The sequence below is a fragment of the Nitratireductor mangrovi genome, from assembly GCF_007922615.2.
Lineage (GTDB): Bacteria > Pseudomonadota > Alphaproteobacteria > Rhizobiales > Rhizobiaceae > Mangrovimarina > Mangrovimarina mangrovi.
This window is the reverse complement of the sequence record NZ_CP042301.2, coordinates 1,037,393-1,053,800: the sequence shown is the minus strand read 5'-3', so window position 1 is coordinate 1,053,800 and position 16,408 is coordinate 1,037,393. Positions and strand designations below refer to the sequence as shown.

At 66.8% G+C, this 16,408-nt stretch carries 12 protein-coding genes; 10 read left to right on the top strand and 2 right to left on the bottom strand.

Annotation, left to right across the window (positions count from 1 at the left end; translation table 11 throughout):
• Positions 1–4: 4 nt before the first annotated feature.
• The 7 genes from FQ775_RS05125 to nirB all read left to right on the top strand — a co-directional run bounded on the left by FQ775_RS05125 (position 5) and on the right by nirB (position 9,372).
• Positions 5–340: a cupin domain-containing protein gene (locus FQ775_RS05125; protein ID WP_146298352.1), complete on the top strand. Its 336-nt coding sequence runs from the start codon at positions 5–7 to the stop codon at positions 338–340.
• Positions 341–425: 85 nt separating this feature from the next.
• Positions 426–1,028 (top strand): ANTAR domain-containing response regulator, encoded by a 603-nt coding sequence (locus FQ775_RS05120; RefSeq protein WP_146298351.1) that lies wholly within the window; start codon positions 426–428, stop codon positions 1,026–1,028.
• On the top strand, positions 1,025–2,272 hold the full coding sequence (locus FQ775_RS05115) for a CmpA/NrtA family ABC transporter substrate-binding protein (protein ID WP_146298350.1): 1,248 nt from the start codon (positions 1,025–1,027) through the stop codon (positions 2,270–2,272). The genes FQ775_RS05120 and FQ775_RS05115 overlap by 4 nt, the downstream gene beginning before the upstream one ends.
• A gap of 422 nt (positions 2,273–2,694) precedes the next feature.
• Entirely contained in the window at positions 2,695–4,023 is a 1,329-nt protein-coding gene (locus tag FQ775_RS05110) for a CmpA/NrtA family ABC transporter substrate-binding protein (protein WP_246730347.1), read from the top strand.
• A gap of 62 nt (positions 4,024–4,085) precedes the next feature.
• The gene (locus tag FQ775_RS05105) at positions 4,086–5,159 is read left to right on the top strand and encodes an ABC transporter permease (RefSeq protein WP_146298348.1); all 1,074 of its coding nucleotides are present in this window, start codon (positions 4,086–4,088) and stop codon (positions 5,157–5,159) included.
• Between the two features lie 11 nt (positions 5,160–5,170).
• Complete coding sequence (locus FQ775_RS05100) at positions 5,171–6,916, top strand: ABC transporter ATP-binding protein (protein ID WP_167812764.1); 1,746 nt, start codon at positions 5,171–5,173, stop codon at positions 6,914–6,916.
• Positions 6,917–6,921: 5 nt separating this feature from the next.
• On the top strand, positions 6,922–9,372 hold the full coding sequence (gene nirB / locus FQ775_RS05095; protein ID WP_146298347.1) for a nitrite reductase large subunit NirB: 2,451 nt from the start codon (positions 6,922–6,924) through the stop codon (positions 9,370–9,372).
• A gap of 7 nt (positions 9,373–9,379) precedes the next feature.
• Here nirB and FQ775_RS05090 read toward each other — a convergent pair whose 3' ends face one another.
• Positions 9,380–9,670, bottom strand: a complete 291-nt coding sequence (locus FQ775_RS05090) for a helix-turn-helix domain-containing protein (RefSeq protein ID WP_206064831.1) — start codon at positions 9,668–9,670, stop codon at positions 9,380–9,382.
• 146 nt (positions 9,671–9,816) lie between these two features.
• Between FQ775_RS05090 and nirD the strand changes: the two genes are divergently transcribed.
• Genes nirD through cysG form a run of 3 tightly spaced genes read left to right on the top strand, consistent with a single transcriptional unit; the run spans position 9,817 to position 14,265 of the window.
• On the top strand, positions 9,817–10,146 hold the full coding sequence (nirD, locus tag FQ775_RS05085; protein ID WP_146298346.1) for a nitrite reductase small subunit NirD: 330 nt from the start codon (positions 9,817–9,819) through the stop codon (positions 10,144–10,146).
• Positions 10,147–10,148: 2 nt separating this feature from the next.
• Positions 10,149–12,824: a nitrate reductase gene (locus FQ775_RS05080; protein ID WP_146298345.1), complete on the top strand. Its 2,676-nt coding sequence runs from the start codon at positions 10,149–10,151 to the stop codon at positions 12,822–12,824.
• A complete protein-coding gene (cysG, locus tag FQ775_RS05075; RefSeq protein ID WP_146298344.1) occupies positions 12,796–14,265 on the top strand; it encodes a siroheme synthase CysG in 1,470 nt (489 codons plus the stop codon). The genes FQ775_RS05080 and cysG overlap by 29 nt, the downstream gene beginning before the upstream one ends.
• Before the next feature lie 66 nt (positions 14,266–14,331).
• Here cysG and FQ775_RS05070 read toward each other — a convergent pair whose 3' ends face one another.
• Positions 14,332–16,308 carry a bifunctional 2',3'-cyclic-nucleotide 2'-phosphodiesterase/3'-nucleotidase gene (locus tag FQ775_RS05070; protein WP_146298343.1) on the bottom strand — a complete coding sequence of 659 codons (1,977 nt, stop codon included), beginning with the start codon at positions 16,306–16,308 and terminating at the stop codon, positions 14,332–14,334.
• Positions 16,309–16,408: the final 100 nt, after the last annotated feature.

Sequence of the window (16,408 nt, the reverse complement as noted above, 5' to 3'; positions counted from 1 at the left end):
GACAATGCCAAACGAGGTTTTCGCGCGCGGCGCGGGCGGCGACTGGGTGGATATGGCGCCCGGCAATCGCCGACGCGTCCTGCTCCACACGAAGGAACTGATGATGGTCGCCTTTGCCTTCGACAAGGGCGGCATCGGTGCGCCGCATTCGCACCCGCATGTCCAGGCGAGCTACATCGCCAGGGGCCGGTTCGAGGTGACGGTCGGCGACCGCACCGACACCCTTGCCGCCGGCGACAGCTTCATCGTTCCCTCGGGGACCGTCCACGGCGTCAAGGCACTCGAGGACGGGCTGCTGATCGACAGTTTCACGCCGCAGCGCGAGGATTTTCTGGAATAGACCTTCGCCGCTTCAGCAGTAGCCGCGAACGGCGCCCCGGCCATGCGGCATTGCACAATGAAGCGCGCTGGTACAGTAATGCGCCGTGTCCGCCGCTTCCCTGGCCATACTCGTCATCGACGAAAACCGCATCCGCGCCTCGATCATCGAGGCGGGGCTGCGCGAGGCCGGCCATGACCGGGTGACGCTCGTTCACGACGTCAGCGGCATTGCGCGCCGCATCACCGAGATCAATCCCGACGTCATCGTCATCGACCTCGAAAACCCCAACCGCGACATGCTGGAGGACATGTTCCGACTGTCGCGCGCGGTACGCCGGCCGATCGCCATGTTCGTCGACCGCTCCGACTCTGCCTCGATCGAGGCGGCCGTGGAGGCCGGCGTGTCGGCCTACATCGTCGACGGCCTGAAACGCGAACGCGTCAAGCCGATCCTCGACATGGCGATCAGCCGCTTCAACGCGTTTTCGCGCCTGACCCGCGAACTGGAGGACGCGCGCAGCGAACTCGCCGCGCGCAAGGTTGTCGAGCGCGCCAAGGGCATCCTGATGAAGTCGCGCGGGCTGTCGGAGGACGAGGCCTACAGGCTCCTGCGCTCGACCGCGATGAGCCAGAACCGCAAGATTTCCGAGATCGCACAGGGGCTGGTGACGGCGGCGGAACTGCTTGGACCGGAGGACGGGCAATGACCAGCGAAGCGCGCTACCGCATCACAGCCGCCTTCATGCCGCTGCTCGACAGCGCCCTGCTCGTCACCGCGCGCGACATGGGCTTCGCCGCCCGCGAGGAGGTGGACCTTACGCTAGTGCGCGAAACGTCGTGGGCCAATATCCGCGACCGCATGGCGGTGGGCCATTTCCAGGTCGCACACATGCTGGCGCCGATGCCGATCGCCTGCAATCTCGGGCTGACCCCGCTCGCGGCCCGTACGATCGCGCCAATGGCGCTCGGCCTCGGCGGCAACGCCGTGACGGTGTCGTTGCCGCTCTGGGAGGCCATGGCCGTCCCCGGCGCGGAACCCGACCTGTCGCCGCGTGCCGCCGGCGACGCGCTGCGCAAGGTGGTGGCCACCCGAGCGGCTTCGGGCGAGCGGTCGCTGCGGCTGGCGGTCGTCCATCCCCATTCCGGGCACAATTACGAGCTGCGCTACTGGCTTGCCGCCTGCGGTATCGACCCGGATCGCGACATCGAGATCGTCATCCTGCCGCCGCCCCTGATGGCCGACGCGCTCGGCTCGGGGACGATCGACGGCTATTGCGTCGGCGAACCCTGGAACACCGCCGCAGTCCAGCTCGGAACCGGCCGCATCGCCACCGTCAAGGCGGCGATCTGGCGCTCGAGCCCGGAAAAGGTGCTGGGCGCCGATGCGCGCTGGGCCGGCGAAAACCCTGAAGCGCTGGCCGCCCTGCTGCGCGCGCTTTACGCCGCCGCCCTGTGGTGCGCCGACAGCGCCAATCGTGACGAACTGGCCGCGCTGCTGGCCAATCCCGCCAATGTCGGCCGGCCGGCCGAATGGATGCTGCCGGCGCTTTCGGGAGAATTGCGCACGGGGGCAACGACAACGGCCGCCGTCGCCGACTTCTTCGTTCCGCATGCACGGGCCGCAACTTTCCCGTGGAAGAGCCATGCGCTGTGGTTCTACAGCCAGATGGCGCGCTGGGGCCAACTCGCGCATACGGCCGAAGCCGCCGCCGCGGCCCGCGACACCTACCGGCCCGATCTTTACCGGGACGCGCTCAAGCCTCTCGGCGTCGCCCTGCCCGGCGCCAACCTGAAGGTCGAAGGCGCGCTGCAGGCGCCGACACCGGTCGGCTCGGCCGGCGCCAGCCTCGTGCTCGGCCCGGACGGCTTCTTCGACGGCGGCCTGTTCGACCCGGACGATCTCGACGCCTATCTCGCCGCCCAGAACCCCGCTCTGGCCGGCCGCGGCTGACCGCCCTAAACTTGTGCGCTGCACAAAATTTGTGCGCCGACTGCGTCGTGCATCATCAGCAGTCAACCCGACAGCCATCGGCCTCCGGCGGTCCTTGTTCGCCAACTCATTGAAATAGCTTGATTTCGCGGCGCGCCCGAAATCTGGCACGCTTCCTGCTTACATATTTACGAGGCCCAGTGGCCACCCAATCGCGTCCAACGACGGGCGCCCAAGGCAAAGCTGCCGATCAGGTTGACGCGATCCCGGATGGACGGGCGCGCAAATCTGGCCGGCAGCTTTTCTTTTTGACTGACCCCAACCCGCGCAGCCCTCCCACTGCGCCGAACAGGAGAAGCAGGATGACAAGAACGATTGGAGCGGCACATAAGTTGAGACGGCTCGTCGCCGCGGCCAGCGTTGGTGCCGTCGCCGCAGCGGTGATGCCGAGCGCCGCCGACGCCGAAATGCTCGCTGTCGAAAAGGACGAACTGACCTTCGGCTTCATCAAGCTCACCGACATGGCCCCGCTCGCGGTGGCCAAGGAGCTTGGCTATTTCGAGGATGAAGGCCTTTACGTGACGCTCGAGCCGCAGGCGAACTGGAAGGTGCTGCTCGACCGCGTGATCACCGGCGAACTCGACGGCGCCCACATGCTGGCCGGCCAGCCGCTGGCAGCGACCATCGGCTTCGGCACCGAGGCGCATATCGTCACGCCGTTCTCGATGGACCTCAACGGCAACGGCATCACCGTCTCCAACGAAATCTGGGAGCTGATGAAGGCTCATGTGCCCATGGAAGACGGCAAGCCGGTTCATCCGATCAAGGCCGACTACCTGAAGCCGGTCGTCGACCAGTTCAAGGCCGAGGGCAAGCCATTCAACATGGGCATGGTGTTTCCGGTCTCGACCCACAATTACGAGCTGCGCTACTGGCTCGCCGCCGGCGGCATCCATCCAGGCTTTTATTCGCCGAGCGACGTGTCCGGCCAGATCCGCGCCGACGCGCTCCTGTCGGTGACGCCGCCGCCGCAGATGCCGGCGACGCTCGAAGCCGGCACCATCTACGGCTACTGCGTCGGCGAGCCGTGGAACCAGCAGGCCGTGTTCAAGGGCATCGGCGTTCCCGTCATCACCGACTACGAAATCTGGAAGAACAATCCGGAGAAGGTGTTCGGGCTCACCAAGGCGTTTACGGAGGAAAACCCAAACACGACGCTGGCGCTGACCAAGGCGCTGATCCGCGCCGCAAAATGGCTCGACGAGAACGACAACGCCAACCGCATGGAAGCGGTCGAGATCCTGTCGCGCTCCGAATATGTCGGCGCCGACGCCGAGGTCATCGCCAACTCGATGACCGGCACGTTCGAATACGAGAAGGGCGACAAGCGCGATGTCCCGGACTTCAACGTCTTCTACCGCTACTTCGCGACCTATCCCTATTATTCCGACGCCGTCTGGTACCTGACGCAGATGCGCCGCTGGGGCCAGATCGCCGAACCCAGGGCCGACAGCTGGTACGACGAAGTCGCCAAATCGGTCTACCGTCCGGACATCTACCTTCAGGCCGCCCGCATGCTGGTCGAGGAAGGCCATGTCGCAGAAGCCGACTTCCCCTGGGATTCGGACGGCTACCGGGCCCCGACCCCGGCCGCCGACATCATCGACGGTGTCGCCTATGACGGCCGGGCTCCCAACGCCTATCTCGACTCGCTTTCGATCGGCCTGAAAGGCCAGCAGAAGGTCGAAGGCGGCGAAGTCGTCGGCGGCTGAACCCGGACAGGCGGGTCCGCCCGGGCCCGCCGCCCACTCGAGAAAATGCAAGAGGACCGACGATGGCGAATGCCACCGACAACCTGGACGCCGGCGTAGCACGCCAGGAACGCCTGCACCTGATGATCAACCGCGCCGCCGGCTGGCTCGACGCGCTCGGGCTTGCCTGGATCACGCCGATCCTCAAGATCGCAGCGGGCGACAACCCACGCGAACAGTTCTCCGAGCTGCGCCGCGTGCTGGTCATCCCGCTGATCGGCATCGGCATCTTCCTGCTCGCCTGGGGCGTCCTTGCCCCGCGCGTCGAAACGTCGCTGGGTGCCGTGCCCGGCCCGGCGCAGGTCTGGGAGCAGGCGGTCAACCTCTGGGAGGATCACAAGGCCGAGCGCGAGAAGGAGGCTGCGTTCTACGAGCGGCTGGAGGCGCGCAACGCCAAGCTTGCCGAGGAAGGCAAGCACGACATGATCAAGATGCGCGCCTACACCGGCAAGCCGACCTATTTCGACCAGATCGTGACCTCTCTGCTGACGGTCGGCCTCGGCTTCCTGATCGCAACCCTGATCGCCGTCCCGCTCGGCATCGCCTCCGGCCTGTCAAAGACGTTCAGCGGCGCCATCAACCCCCTCATCCAGATTTTCAAGCCGGTTTCGCCGCTGGCCTGGCTGCCGATCGTCACCATGGTCGTGTCGGCGCTCTACCTCGACCCGAGCGACGCGCTGCCGAAATCGCTGGTGATCTCGGCCGTCACCGTCACGCTGTGCTCGCTGTGGCCGACGCTCATCAACACCGCCCTCGGCGTCGCCTCCATCGACAAGGACCTTGTCAATGTCGGCAAGGTGCTGCAGCTGTCGACGCCGACCACCATCCGCAAGCTGGTGCTGCCATCGGCCCTGCCGCTGATCTTCACCGGGCTCAGGCTTTCGCTCGGCGTCGGCTGGATGGTGCTGATCGCGGCCGAGATGCTGGCGCAGAACCCCGGCCTCGGCAAGTTCGTCTGGGACGAATTCCAGAACGGCTCTTCCTCGTCGCTGGCCCGTATCATGGTGGCCGTGCTCACCATCGGCGTCATCGGCTTCATGCTCGACCGCATCATGTATGCGCTGCAGTCGGCCTTCACCTTCTCGGCGAACCGGTAGGGAGAGTGTCGATGGCCTATCTCGAAATCTCGGGCCTCTCCAAGGCCTATGGCGAGGGTCGCCAGCGCACCGAGGTGCTCGACGACATCAACCTCGCCGTGGAGGAAGGCGAGTTCGTCGCCATCGTCGGCTTTTCCGGCGCCGGCAAGACCACGCTGATCTCGGCAATCGCCGGGCTGGCGAAGCCGGATTCCGGCACGATCTCCGTCGCCGGCAAGCCGATCGACGGACCCGGCCCGGATCGCGGCGTCGTCTTCCAGTCCTACTCGCTGATGCCGTGGCTTTCGGTGGCCGGCAATGTCGGCCTTGCCGTCGATGCCGTGCTCAAGGACCGCACGCGCGGCGAACGCGAGGCGATCACCCGCCGCTACATCGACATGGTCGGGCTGTCGCATGCCATCGACCGCCGGCCGGCGGAGCTCTCCGGCGGCATGCGCCAGCGTGTGGCTGTGGCGCGCGCCCTTGCGGCCCAGCCCGACATCCTGCTCCTCGACGAGCCGCTGTCGGCACTTGACGCGCTGACCCGCGCCAAGCTTCAGGACGAACTGGCCGAGATCTCTGCCAGCGAGAAAAAGACGATCATCCTGATCACGAACGATGTCGACGAGGCGATCCTGCTCGCCGACCGCATCGTGCCGCTCGATCCGGGCCCCAAGGCCACGCTCGGGCCCTCGTTCAAGGTCGACCTGCCGCGCCCGCGCGATCGCGGCGAGATGAACCATGACGACGCCTTCATCCGGCTTCGGGCCGAGGTAACGCAATATCTGATGGATGCCGGCGCGGCACGGGGCGGCGATGTCGAGAGCGGAATCGTCTTGCCCGACATCGTGCCGATCACCCGGACCGCAAAGCTGCCCGAAGCCTATGTGAAGGCGGCGCAGTCGCCGATCGAGAACCGCTATGTCGAATTCTACGAGGTCCGCAAGGTCTACCCGACCCCGAAGGGACCGCTGACCGTCGTCGACGGCTTCGACTTGAAGATGAACAAGGGCGAGTTCATCACCCTCATCGGCCACTCGGGCTGCGGCAAGTCGACGGTGCTGTCGATGGTTGCCGGGCTGAACCCGATTTCCAGCGGCGGCATCGTGCTCGACGGCAAGGAGGTCAGCGGCGCCGGGCCGGACCGGGCGGTCGTCTTCCAGGCGCCGTCGCTGATGCCATGGCTGACGGCGCGCGAAAACGTCGCCCTCGGCGTCGACCGCGTCTATCCCGACGCCAGCCCGGCCGAGCGCAAGGACGTGGTCGAATATTACCTGCACCGGGTCGGGCTGGGCGATGCCATGCACAAGAAGGCCGCCGAGCTTTCCAACGGCATGAAGCAGCGCGTCGGCATCGCGCGCGCGTTTTCGCTGTCGCCCAAGCTGCTGCTGCTCGACGAGCCGTTCGGCATGCTGGACTCCCTCACCCGCTGGGAACTGCAGGACGTCTTGATGGATGTCTGGGCCCGCACCAACGTCACGGCGGTCTGCGTCACCCACGATGTCGACGAGGCGATCCTGCTCGCCGACCGCGTCGTGATGATGTCGAACGGACCCAACGCGAAGATCGGCAACATCATGGAGGTCGACCTGCCGCGTCCGCGCTCGCGAAAGGCCCTTCTGGCCCATCCCGACTACTACGCCTATCGCGAGGAACTCCTCGACTTCCTGGAAGCCTATGAAGGCGGCGCCAACCCGGCGCCGGAGCTTCTCGAACAGATCAGACAGAAGCGCGCCGGACGCGGCGGATCGGCGCGCATCGTGGCAGCAGCGGAATGAGACGCATGACCGAAAAACTTGTCATCATCGGCAACGGCATGGCGCCGGGCCGGATGCTGGAGCATCTGTTCGAGGCCGAGCCCGGCCGCTACGCGGTCACCATCTTCAACGCCGAACCGCGCGTGAACTACGACCGCATCATGCTGTCGCCGGTGCTTTCCGGCGAGAAGAGCTATGAGGAGATCGTGATCCACGGCGATGGCTGGTACATCGACAACGGCATCACCCTCTACAAGGGCCACCGCATCGTCGCCATCGACCGCAGGGCGAAGACGGTCACGTCCGACCACGGCGTCACCGAGCCTTATGACCGGCTGGTGATCGCGACCGGCTCCGTGCCCTTCGTCATCCCGGTGCCGGGCCATGACCTGCCCGGCGTCTTGAGCTACCGCGATCTCGACGACGTCAACGCCATGATGCTGGCGGCGCAGTCGCGCGAGACCGCCGTGGTGATCGGCGGCGGCCTGTTGGGCCTCGAGGCGGCGGCCGGGCTGAAGGCGCGCGGCATGGACGTCACCGTGTTGCACCTGATGCCGACGCTGATGGAGCGTCAGCTCGACCCGGCCGCCGGCTACCTCCTGCAGAAGGCGGTCGAGGAGCGCGGCATCAAGGTCATCACGAAGGCCGAGACCAGGGCGATCCTGGGCGAGGACAAGGTCAGCGGCGTGGAACTGGCCGACGGGACGGTCGTCCCGGCGACGCTGGTCGTGATGGCGATCGGCATCCGGCCCAACGCCGCGCTCGCGAAGGATGCCGGTCTCGAGGTCAATCGCGGCATCGTCGTCGACGAGGGCATGGCAACGTCCGATCCGGCGATCCTGGCGCTTGGCGAATGTGCCGAGGTTGGCGGCAGGGTCTATGGGCTCGTGGCGCCGCTCTACGAGATGGCCCGGGTCGCCGCGGCGCGGCTGGCCGGCGATGCGAAGGCCGGCTTCGTCCACGCCGAGACCCCGACCAAGCTCAAGGTGACGGGTATCGACCTCTACTCGCTGGGCGACTTCGCCGACGGCGACGACCGCGAGGAGATCGTGCTCAGGGACGCCACCGCCGGCATCTACAAGCGCCTGGTCCTGAAGGACAACCGGTTGATCGGCACGGTGCTGTTCGGCGAGACCGGCGACGGCGCCTGGTTCAACGACCTGACCAGAAAGAAGGTCGACATCTCGGACATGCGCGACACGCTCATTTTCGGCCAGGCGTTCCAGGGGGGCGCCCCCATGGACCCTCTGGCGGCCGTTGCAGCCCTTCCCGATGATGCGGAAATCTGCGGCTGCAACGGCGTTTGCAAGAGCAGGATCGTTGGTGCGATCACCAGCAAGGGCCTGACGTCGCTCGACGACGTGCGCGCCCATACCAAGGCCTCGGCCTCGTGCGGCACCTGCACCGGGCTGGTCGAGCAATTGATGTCGCTGACGCTTGGCGACGCCTACAACCCGGCCGCAGTGCAGCCGATGTGCGGCTGCACCGAACTCGGCCATGACGACGTGCGCCGGCTGATCAAGGCCAAGAAGCTCAAGTCGATCCCGGCGGTCATGCAGGAGCTCGAATGGAAGACGTCGTGCGGCTGTGCCAAATGCCGGCCGGCGCTCAACTACTACCTCGTCGCCGACTGGCCGGACGAATATGCCGACGACTACCAGTCGCGTTTCGTCAACGAGCGCGTCCACGCCAACATCCAGAAGGACGGCACCTACTCGGTTGTGCCGCGCATGTGGGGCGGCGTAACTTCATCCAGGGAATTGCGCGCCATTGCCGATGTGGTCGACCGCTTCCAGATTCCGACCGTGAAGGTTACCGGCGGCCAGCGCATCGACATGCTGGGCATCCGCAAGGAGGACCTGCCGGCGGTCTGGGCCGATCTCGGCAAGGCGGGCTTCGTTTCAGGCCACGCCTACGCCAAGGGGTTGAGAACGGTGAAGACCTGCGTCGGCTCGGACTGGTGCCGCTTCGGCACCCAGGATTCGACCGGGCTCGGCATCCGCATCGAAAAGTTCATGTGGGGCTCGTGGACGCCGGCCAAGGTCAAGATGGCGGTGTCGGGCTGTCCGCGAAACTGCGCCGAGGCGACCTGCAAGGATGTCGGCGTGGTCTGCGTCGATTCCGGTTACGAGATCCATTTTGCGGGCGCGGCCGGCCTCGACATCAAGGGCACCGAGGTGCTCGGCCAGGTGAAGACCGAGGACGAGGCGCTGGAGCATATCGTGGCGCTCACCCAGATGTATCGCGAGCAGGCGCGTTATCTGGAACGCATCTACAAATGGGCGAAGCGCATCGGCTACGACGAAATCCGCCGCCAGATCATGGAGGACGCCGACAAGCGCAAGGCCTTTTACGACCGCTTCGTGTTTTCGCAGAAATTCGCCCAGGTCGACCCGTGGTCGGAGCGGGTCTCCGGCAAGGACAAGCACGAGTTCAGGCCGATGGCGGCGGTGGGGTTCAAGGAGGCGGCCGAATGACGACGCCTCACGCCGCGCTCACGATCTCCGCCACCTTTTCCGGCATGGCAGCGATCACGCGCGCATACGCGACCGCAAAGTCCGGCGGGCTGACGCGGGCCTGCTCCCAGTCGCGAAGCGTGCCCACCGGAACCCGAAAGCGACCGGCAAATTCCTCCTGGCTCAGTCCCAGGCCGGTACGTGCCGTGCGAATGACCCGGCACTTCTGGGCACGGTCCAAGGCGTCCTGCGTGACGTGGAAGTCCTCGGAATCACCCGGGTCAACCGAAATCGCGATATGCCCTTTCCTCGCCATCATTGCTTCTCCTGACGGATATGAAACGCGGCTTGCGATCGCATCCTTGCCGGGATCGAAGCGCGGCTCATCCACCTGACCAAGGTACGGAAAATCCGTATGGACGTCAAGTTCGACCGTTTCAGCCTGGTGGCTACTGGAGTGAGCACATGAAATGGACCGCGATCGGCAACATCGACGATATCCCACCGCGAGGCGCGCGCTGCGTGGCGACCCCGCAAGGCCGCATCGGCGTCTTCCGCACCGCTGACGACCGTGTCTTCGCTATCGAGGACCATTGCCCGCATCGCGGCGGTCCGCTGAGCCAGGGCATCGTGCATGGCACCTCGGTGACCTGTCCGCTGCACAATTGGGTGATCTCGCTGGAAACCGGCGAGGCGTTGGGCGCCGACGAAGGCTCGGTCAGGACCATCCCGCTCAAGGTCGAGGATGGCCGGCTGTTGATCGCGCTGGAAGCGGTCGGCGCGGCGGCGGCCTAGCCATGTCGGACGGACAGGCGCGCGAGGTGAGGACCACTTGCCCTTATTGCGGGGTGGGATGCGGCGTGCTGGCCGGGGTCGCCGCGGATGGCAGCGTGTCCGTTCGCGGCGACCCCGAGCATCCGGCCAACGCCGGCAAGCTCTGTTCCAAGGGCGCCGCGCTCGCCGAAACGCTGGGCCTCGGACAGCGCGTCCTGACACCGGAAATCGGCCGAAAACCAGCCACTTGGGAGGACGCGCTCGACAAGGTCGCCAACACTTTTTCGCGCACCATCGCCGAGCACGGACCGGACGCCGTCGCCTTTTACGTCTCCGGCCAATTGCTGACCGAGGACTATTATGTCGCCAACAAGCTGATGAAGGGCTTCATCGGCTCCGCCAACATCGACACCAATTCGCGGCTTTGCATGGCCTCCTCGGTTGCCGGCCACAAGCGCGCCTTCGGCGAAGACCTGGTGCCCGGCGTCTACGAGGATTTCGATCTGGCCGACCTGATCGTGCTGGTCGGCTCCAATACGGCCTGGTGCCATCCCATCCTTCATCAGCGCATGCGCGCGGCCCGCGACCGGAGCGGAACCCGTATCGTGGTGATCGACCCGCGCGGCACCGCGACCAGCGCGGAGTGCGACCTGCACCTCGCCCTGCGGCCCGGAACCGACGTCCAGCTCTTCAACGGGCTCCTGGCCCATCTCGTCCGCACCGGAGCGGTCGACGCCGACTATGTCGCAACACACACAACCGGCTTCGATGCCGCCGCGGCTCTGGCTGCAGCCGACGCGCCGGCGCTCGAACGCGTCGCCGAAATCTGCGACCTCGCGACCGGCGACATCGAGCGCTTCTATGCGTGGTTCGCCACGACGCAAAGGACCGTTACCGTCTACAGCCAGGGGGTCAACCAGTCGGCGCACGGCACCGACAAGGTGAACGCCATCCTCAACTGCCACCTTGCCACCGGGCGGGTCGGCAAGCCGGGCGCCTCGCCCTTTTCGGTGACCGGCCAGCCGAACGCGATGGGCGGGCGCGAGGTCGGCGGCCTCGCCAACCAGCTTGCCGCCCATATCGGCTTCGACGATCCGGCCGCGGCCGACAGCGTGGCGCGTTTCTGGCGGGCACCCTCGATGGTCCGTTCCGCCGGCCTCAAGGCGGTCGACATGTTCGAGGCGATCTCCGACGGCCAGGTCAAGGCGCTCTTGGTCATGGGCACCAACCCCGCCGTCTCGATGCCCAACGCCCGACGGGTACGCGAGGCGCTCAGGAGATGCGATTTCGTTGCCGTTGCCGACGTCGTCCGCACCGACACCACCGCCTTCGCCGACGTCTTGCTGCCGGCGGCCGCCTGGGGCGAGAAGGACGGCACCGTCACCAATTCGGAGCGCCGCATCTCGCGCCAGCGCCGCTTCCTGCCCTTGCCGGGTGAATCCAGGCCGGACTGGTGGATCATTACCGAGGTCGCGCGCCGCATGGGTTTTGCCGATGCCTTTGCCTATGCAAGCCCGGCGGAAATCTTCCGCGAGCACGCGGCGTTGTCCGCGTTCGAGAACGACGGCGGCCGCCTGTTCGATCTCGGCGCCCTGAAGGAGACGGGTGACGCCGGCTACGACGACCTGCAGCCCTTCCACTGGCCGGCGAGGGAAGGCAAGTCGGGCGGCGAACGGGTTCTGGGCGACGGCCGCTTCCCGACCGCGGGCGGCAAGGCGCGCTTCGTCGCGGTGCGCCAGGAAGGCCCTGCCCTGCCCGCCGAGCCGACCAGGCCGCTGGTCCTCAACACCGGACGATTGCGCGACCAGTGGCACACCATGACCCGCACCGGGCTGGTGCCGCTCCTGATGGCCAACGCGCCCGAGCCGGTCGTCGACCTCGCGCCGGCCGACGCGGCTGCCATCGGCGTCACGGACGATGCGCTGGTTTCGGTCGACAGCCGCTTCGGCAATGTTCGTGCAAAGGTTCGGGTGACGCGGACCCAGCGGCCCGGCGAGGCATTTCTGCCGATGCACTGGAGCGGCCGCTTCGCCGCGCGCGCCGCCGCCGGGCTGGTCTCCAATCCGGCCACGGACCCGCATTCAGGGCAGCCGGAGCTGAAGCATGTCCCGGTCAGGATCGTCCCCGAGACGATCGGCTGGGAGGGCCTGCTCATCACCCGGCGCGACCTGCGCCCGACCGGGCTCGTTCACTGGAGCCGCGCGACCGTCGACGGTGGCTGGGCCTACCGCCTCACCGGTGGCGAGACGCCCGACCAGGGCGTGCTGCTGGCCCGCGGCCTTGTCGACGCCGCCGATCGCAACCGGCTCATCGAATATACCGACCGCAAGAGCGGGACGTTCCGGGCCGCGGCGCTCGATCGCGACGGTGTCCTCGCCGAGGCCGTGCTCGTGGCCGCTCCCCGGCAACTGCCGGAGGCCGCCTGGCTTCTGTCGCTGCTGGCGGCCGGCGAACCGCTTTCCGATATCGAGCGGCGCGCCTTGCTGTCGGGCCGGCCGCCGGTGCCCCAGCCGGACATCGGCCGCATCGTCTGCTCCTGCTTTGCCATCGGCGAAAGCCAGATCGCGGCCGCCGCCGCCGCCGGCGCGATGAGCGTCGCGGCGATCGGCAAGGCCTTGCAGGCGGGAACCAATTGCGGCTCTTGCCGCGCCGAGATCAGGGAGATCGTTGATGAAAACCGTCTTCAGGCGGCCGAGTGAGGCGGCCCCGCCACGGGTCGCGCCGCTGGCAGTGCTGCCGGTCTTTTTCGACCTGACCGGCAAGACGGCCATCGTCGCTGGCGGCTCCGACGCCGCCGCATGGAAGGCCGAACTGCTCGTCGCGGCAGGCGCCAGCGTCGAAATCGTCGCCCGCGAAAGCGCGCTCGGCAAGGAGATGCGGCGCCTGCTGGCGGAGCACGGCGATGCCATGCGGCATGCCGATGCCGACTGGCGGTCGCGGCCGCTTGCCGGCGCCGCCATGGCCGTCGCCGACGCTGAAAGCGATGAGGAGGCCCGGGCCTTCGCGGCGGCGGCGCGTGGCGCGGGGGTGCCCTGGAACGTGATCGACCGGCCGCAGCATTGCGGTTTTCAGTTCGGCTCGATCGTCAACCGCTCGCCCGTCGTCGTCGGCATTTCCACCGCAGGCGCCGCCCCGGTGCTGGGCCAGGCCGTGCGCCGCCGCATCGAAACACTGCTGCCGGCCTCGCTGGCGGCATGGGCCAGCTTCGCACGGCGGATGCGCGACAGGGTCAACACGCTGCGCGCCCCCGGTCCGGGTCGCCGCGCCTTCTGGGAAACGCTGGTGGACAACGCCTTCGGTGAGCCGCCGGCACAAGACGACGCCGCGACACTCCGGCATCTGATCGCGCGATCGGGCGGTTCGGCCGCAACCGGCCATGTGAGCTTCGTCGGCGCCGGCCCCGGCGATGCCGAACACCTGACGCTCAAGGCGGTGCGCGCGCTGCAGGCCGCCGACGTGATCCTGTTCGACGATCTGGTGTCGGACGAGGTGCTGGAACTCGCCCGCCGCGAGGCCAAACGCATCCTGGTCGGGAAGCGCGCCGGCCGGCCGAGTTGCCGGCAGCACGAGATCAACGACATGATGGTCAAGCTCGCCAGAGCGGGCCGGCGCGTGGTGCGGCTGAAGTCGGGCGACCCGATGATTTTCGGACGCGCCGGCGAAGAGATCGCCGTTCTGGAACAGGAGCGTATCGGCTACGACGTGGTGCCCGGCATCTCGGCCGGCGCAGCCCTTGCCGCGACGCTCGGGGTCTCGCTGACCCATCGCGACGCGGCACGCTCGGTGCGCTTCGTCACCGGTCACTCGAAGAATGGCGGCCTGCCCGACGATATCGATCTTGCGGCGATTGCCCATCCGGCCGCGACCACCATCGTCTATATGGGCGCGCGAACCGCGGGCGAACTCGTTGCCAGACTGATCGCGCGCGGGATGCCTATGGCCACACCGTGCGCGATAGGGGCGTCGTTGGGCCGACCTGACCAACAGGTGACGTTGTCCACACTGGCGAACCTCGAGGGCGATGTGGCGGCACTCGCCAGTGGCCAGCCGATCGTGATCGGCATCGGACGTATCTTCGCCAGCGCGTCGGCAGCGGCGCACCAGCCGGCGCCGTCGACCTTGCAAGCCGCCGCGGGCTGACAGCGGAAAAGAAGAAGGGTCGGCGCATCATGCGCCGACCCCTCTCCGGGAGTGTTCCCGCTCCGGCTAGAGCGTGATGCGGTATTTGGCGAAACCTTCGGAACCCTCGCCCGCCGGCTCGATCGCAACGCCCTTGACGTCGGCGATGAACTCCTTCGCCTTCGGCCCGGTCTCGAAGATCACCGTGGCGCCTTCGACCGGAGCAAACGACCAGTTCGCGTCGGCCGACGGGTTGATCGTGCCCTGCTCGACGATGTAGCGCACGATGACGTCACGGTTGGTATCCGGCGCCTGGAAAACGACCTTGTCGGGGCCGATTTCGGGGAAGTTGCCGCCGCCGCCGGCACGGTAATTGTTCGACGCGACGACGAACTTCTGGGCCGGATCGATCGGCTTGCCGTCGAACATCAGGTCGACGATCCGGTTGGCGCCCTCATTGATGAGATTGCCCTTGGGATCGTATTTCGGCGGCTGCGACAGATCGATCTTGTAGGTGACCCCGTCGATGACGTCGAAATTGTAGGATGGGAACTCGCCGTTGATCAGCGGCTGGTCGGCCTTGCCGGGCTCGACCTGGTTGAAGATGCCGGCCGACATTTCCAGCCAGTCCTTGACCTGGGCGCCGGTGATGACCACCGCCTGTACCGTGTTCGGGTAGAGGTAGAGGTCGGCGACGTTCTTGATCGCCACGTCCCCTGCGGGCACGTCGGTATAGTAATCGGGGCCGCCGCGACCGCCGGCCTTGAAGGGTGCTGCCGCCGACAGGACCGGCAACCCCTTGTGCTCGGTCTCGCTCAGCATGTCGGTGATATACCAGGTCTGCGCCTGCGAAACGATCTGCACCGACGGGTCGTCGGCGACCAGCGCGAAATAGGAATGCAGCGGAGCCGAGGTCTTGCCGACGGCGGTGCGGACATATTTCAGCGTCGCCTCGTGCACGTCCCGCACCGCGTCCTCGACCTCCGGCTTGCTTTCCACCAGCGGTTCGCTCTTGCGGTCGACTCGCTTGAAGATCGGCCGCGCCTCGGAGGTCGAGGCGGTGATCTTCCAGTCGTTGCCGTCGCGCTCCAGCATCAGGTCGATCAGGCCGAGATGCGAGCCCCAGAAGCCGCCCATCACCCCGGGCTTGCCGGCCACCGTGCCGGCGGCGTTGTCGACGCCGGCCATGCCGTCGAACTTCGGACCCGGGAAGTCGAGATGGCTGTGACCGGTGACGATGGCGTCGATACCGTCGACGCCGGCAAGGGCGATCGAGGCGTTCTCGGCATTCTCGACATAGCCGGCCTCGCCCATGCCGGAGTGGGACAGCGCAATGATGACGTCGGCGCCCTCCTCCTTCATCTGCGGCACCCAGGCCTCGGCCGCCTTGACGATGTCGCGGGTCATCGCCTTGCCGGCCAGATGGCGTCCGTCCCAGGTCATGATCTGCGGCGGCACGAAGCCGATCAGGCCGACCTTGATCGGATGCTCGTTGCCGGCACCGTCCTTCACGGTCTTGTCGAGGATGACGTAAGGCTTGATGAAGAGGTCGTCGTCGCGCGCGCTGGCGGCAAGCTGGCCCTTGGTCAGGTTGGCGCACACGAAGGGGAAGTTGGCCCCGTCGAGCACCTTGAACATGAAGTCGAGGCCGTAATTGAACTCGTGGTTGCCGAGCGTGGAGCAGTCGTAGCCGAGCGTGTTCATGGCCGAGATGATGGGATGCATGTCGCCATCCTTCATGCCGCGCTCATAGGCGATGTAGTCGCCCATGGGATTGCCCTGCAGGAAGTCGCCATTGTCGATCAGCATCGAGTTGCCGGCTTCGGCGCGGATCTGGTCGATGATGGATGCGGTGCGCGCCAGGCCCATCGTGTCGTTGGGCCGGTCGCCGTAATAATCGTACGGGAAGACGTGAACGTGCAGATCCGTCGTCTCCATGATCCGCAGATGCGCCTGATTGGCCTGGGCGCGGGCCGCGAAGGGATGCAGCATGACGAGAGAACCCAGCGCGGCCGCTCCGGAAAGGAACGAGCGACGGGAAATCGGGTGAAGCATTTCGGTCATGGTCGGTCTCCCTGAATTCCTGGAACGGGTCGCCGCGGCCGGCACGACGGCTCGGGCGCGCGTGTCCCATGCACAGATTTCGATGACGGTTGGATGACCG

Coding starts and splice junctions, on each gene's coding strand:
- FQ775_RS05125 (WP_146298352.1), top strand. CDS start 5: ATGCCAAACGAGGTTTTCGCGCGCGGCGCGGGCGGCGACTGGGTGGAT.
- FQ775_RS05115 (WP_146298350.1), top strand. CDS start 1,025: ATGACCAGCGAAGCGCGCTACCGCATCACAGCCGCCTTCATGCCGCTG.
- FQ775_RS05110 (WP_246730347.1), top strand. CDS start 2,695: ATGCCGAGCGCCGCCGACGCCGAAATGCTCGCTGTCGAAAAGGACGAA.
- FQ775_RS05105 (WP_146298348.1), top strand. CDS start 4,086: ATGGCGAATGCCACCGACAACCTGGACGCCGGCGTAGCACGCCAGGAA.
- FQ775_RS05100 (WP_167812764.1), top strand. CDS start 5,171: ATGGCCTATCTCGAAATCTCGGGCCTCTCCAAGGCCTATGGCGAGGGT.
- nirB (WP_146298347.1), top strand. CDS start 6,922: ATGACCGAAAAACTTGTCATCATCGGCAACGGCATGGCGCCGGGCCGG.
- FQ775_RS05090 (WP_206064831.1), bottom strand. CDS start 9,670: ATGATGGCGAGGAAAGGGCATATCGCGATTTCGGTTGACCCGGGTGAT.
- nirD (WP_146298346.1), top strand. CDS start 9,817: ATGAAATGGACCGCGATCGGCAACATCGACGATATCCCACCGCGAGGC.
- FQ775_RS05080 (WP_146298345.1), top strand. CDS start 10,149: ATGTCGGACGGACAGGCGCGCGAGGTGAGGACCACTTGCCCTTATTGC.
- cysG (WP_146298344.1), top strand. CDS start 12,796: ATGAAAACCGTCTTCAGGCGGCCGAGTGAGGCGGCCCCGCCACGGGTC.
- FQ775_RS05070 (WP_146298343.1), bottom strand. CDS start 16,308: ATGACCGAAATGCTTCACCCGATTTCCCGTCGCTCGTTCCTTTCCGGA.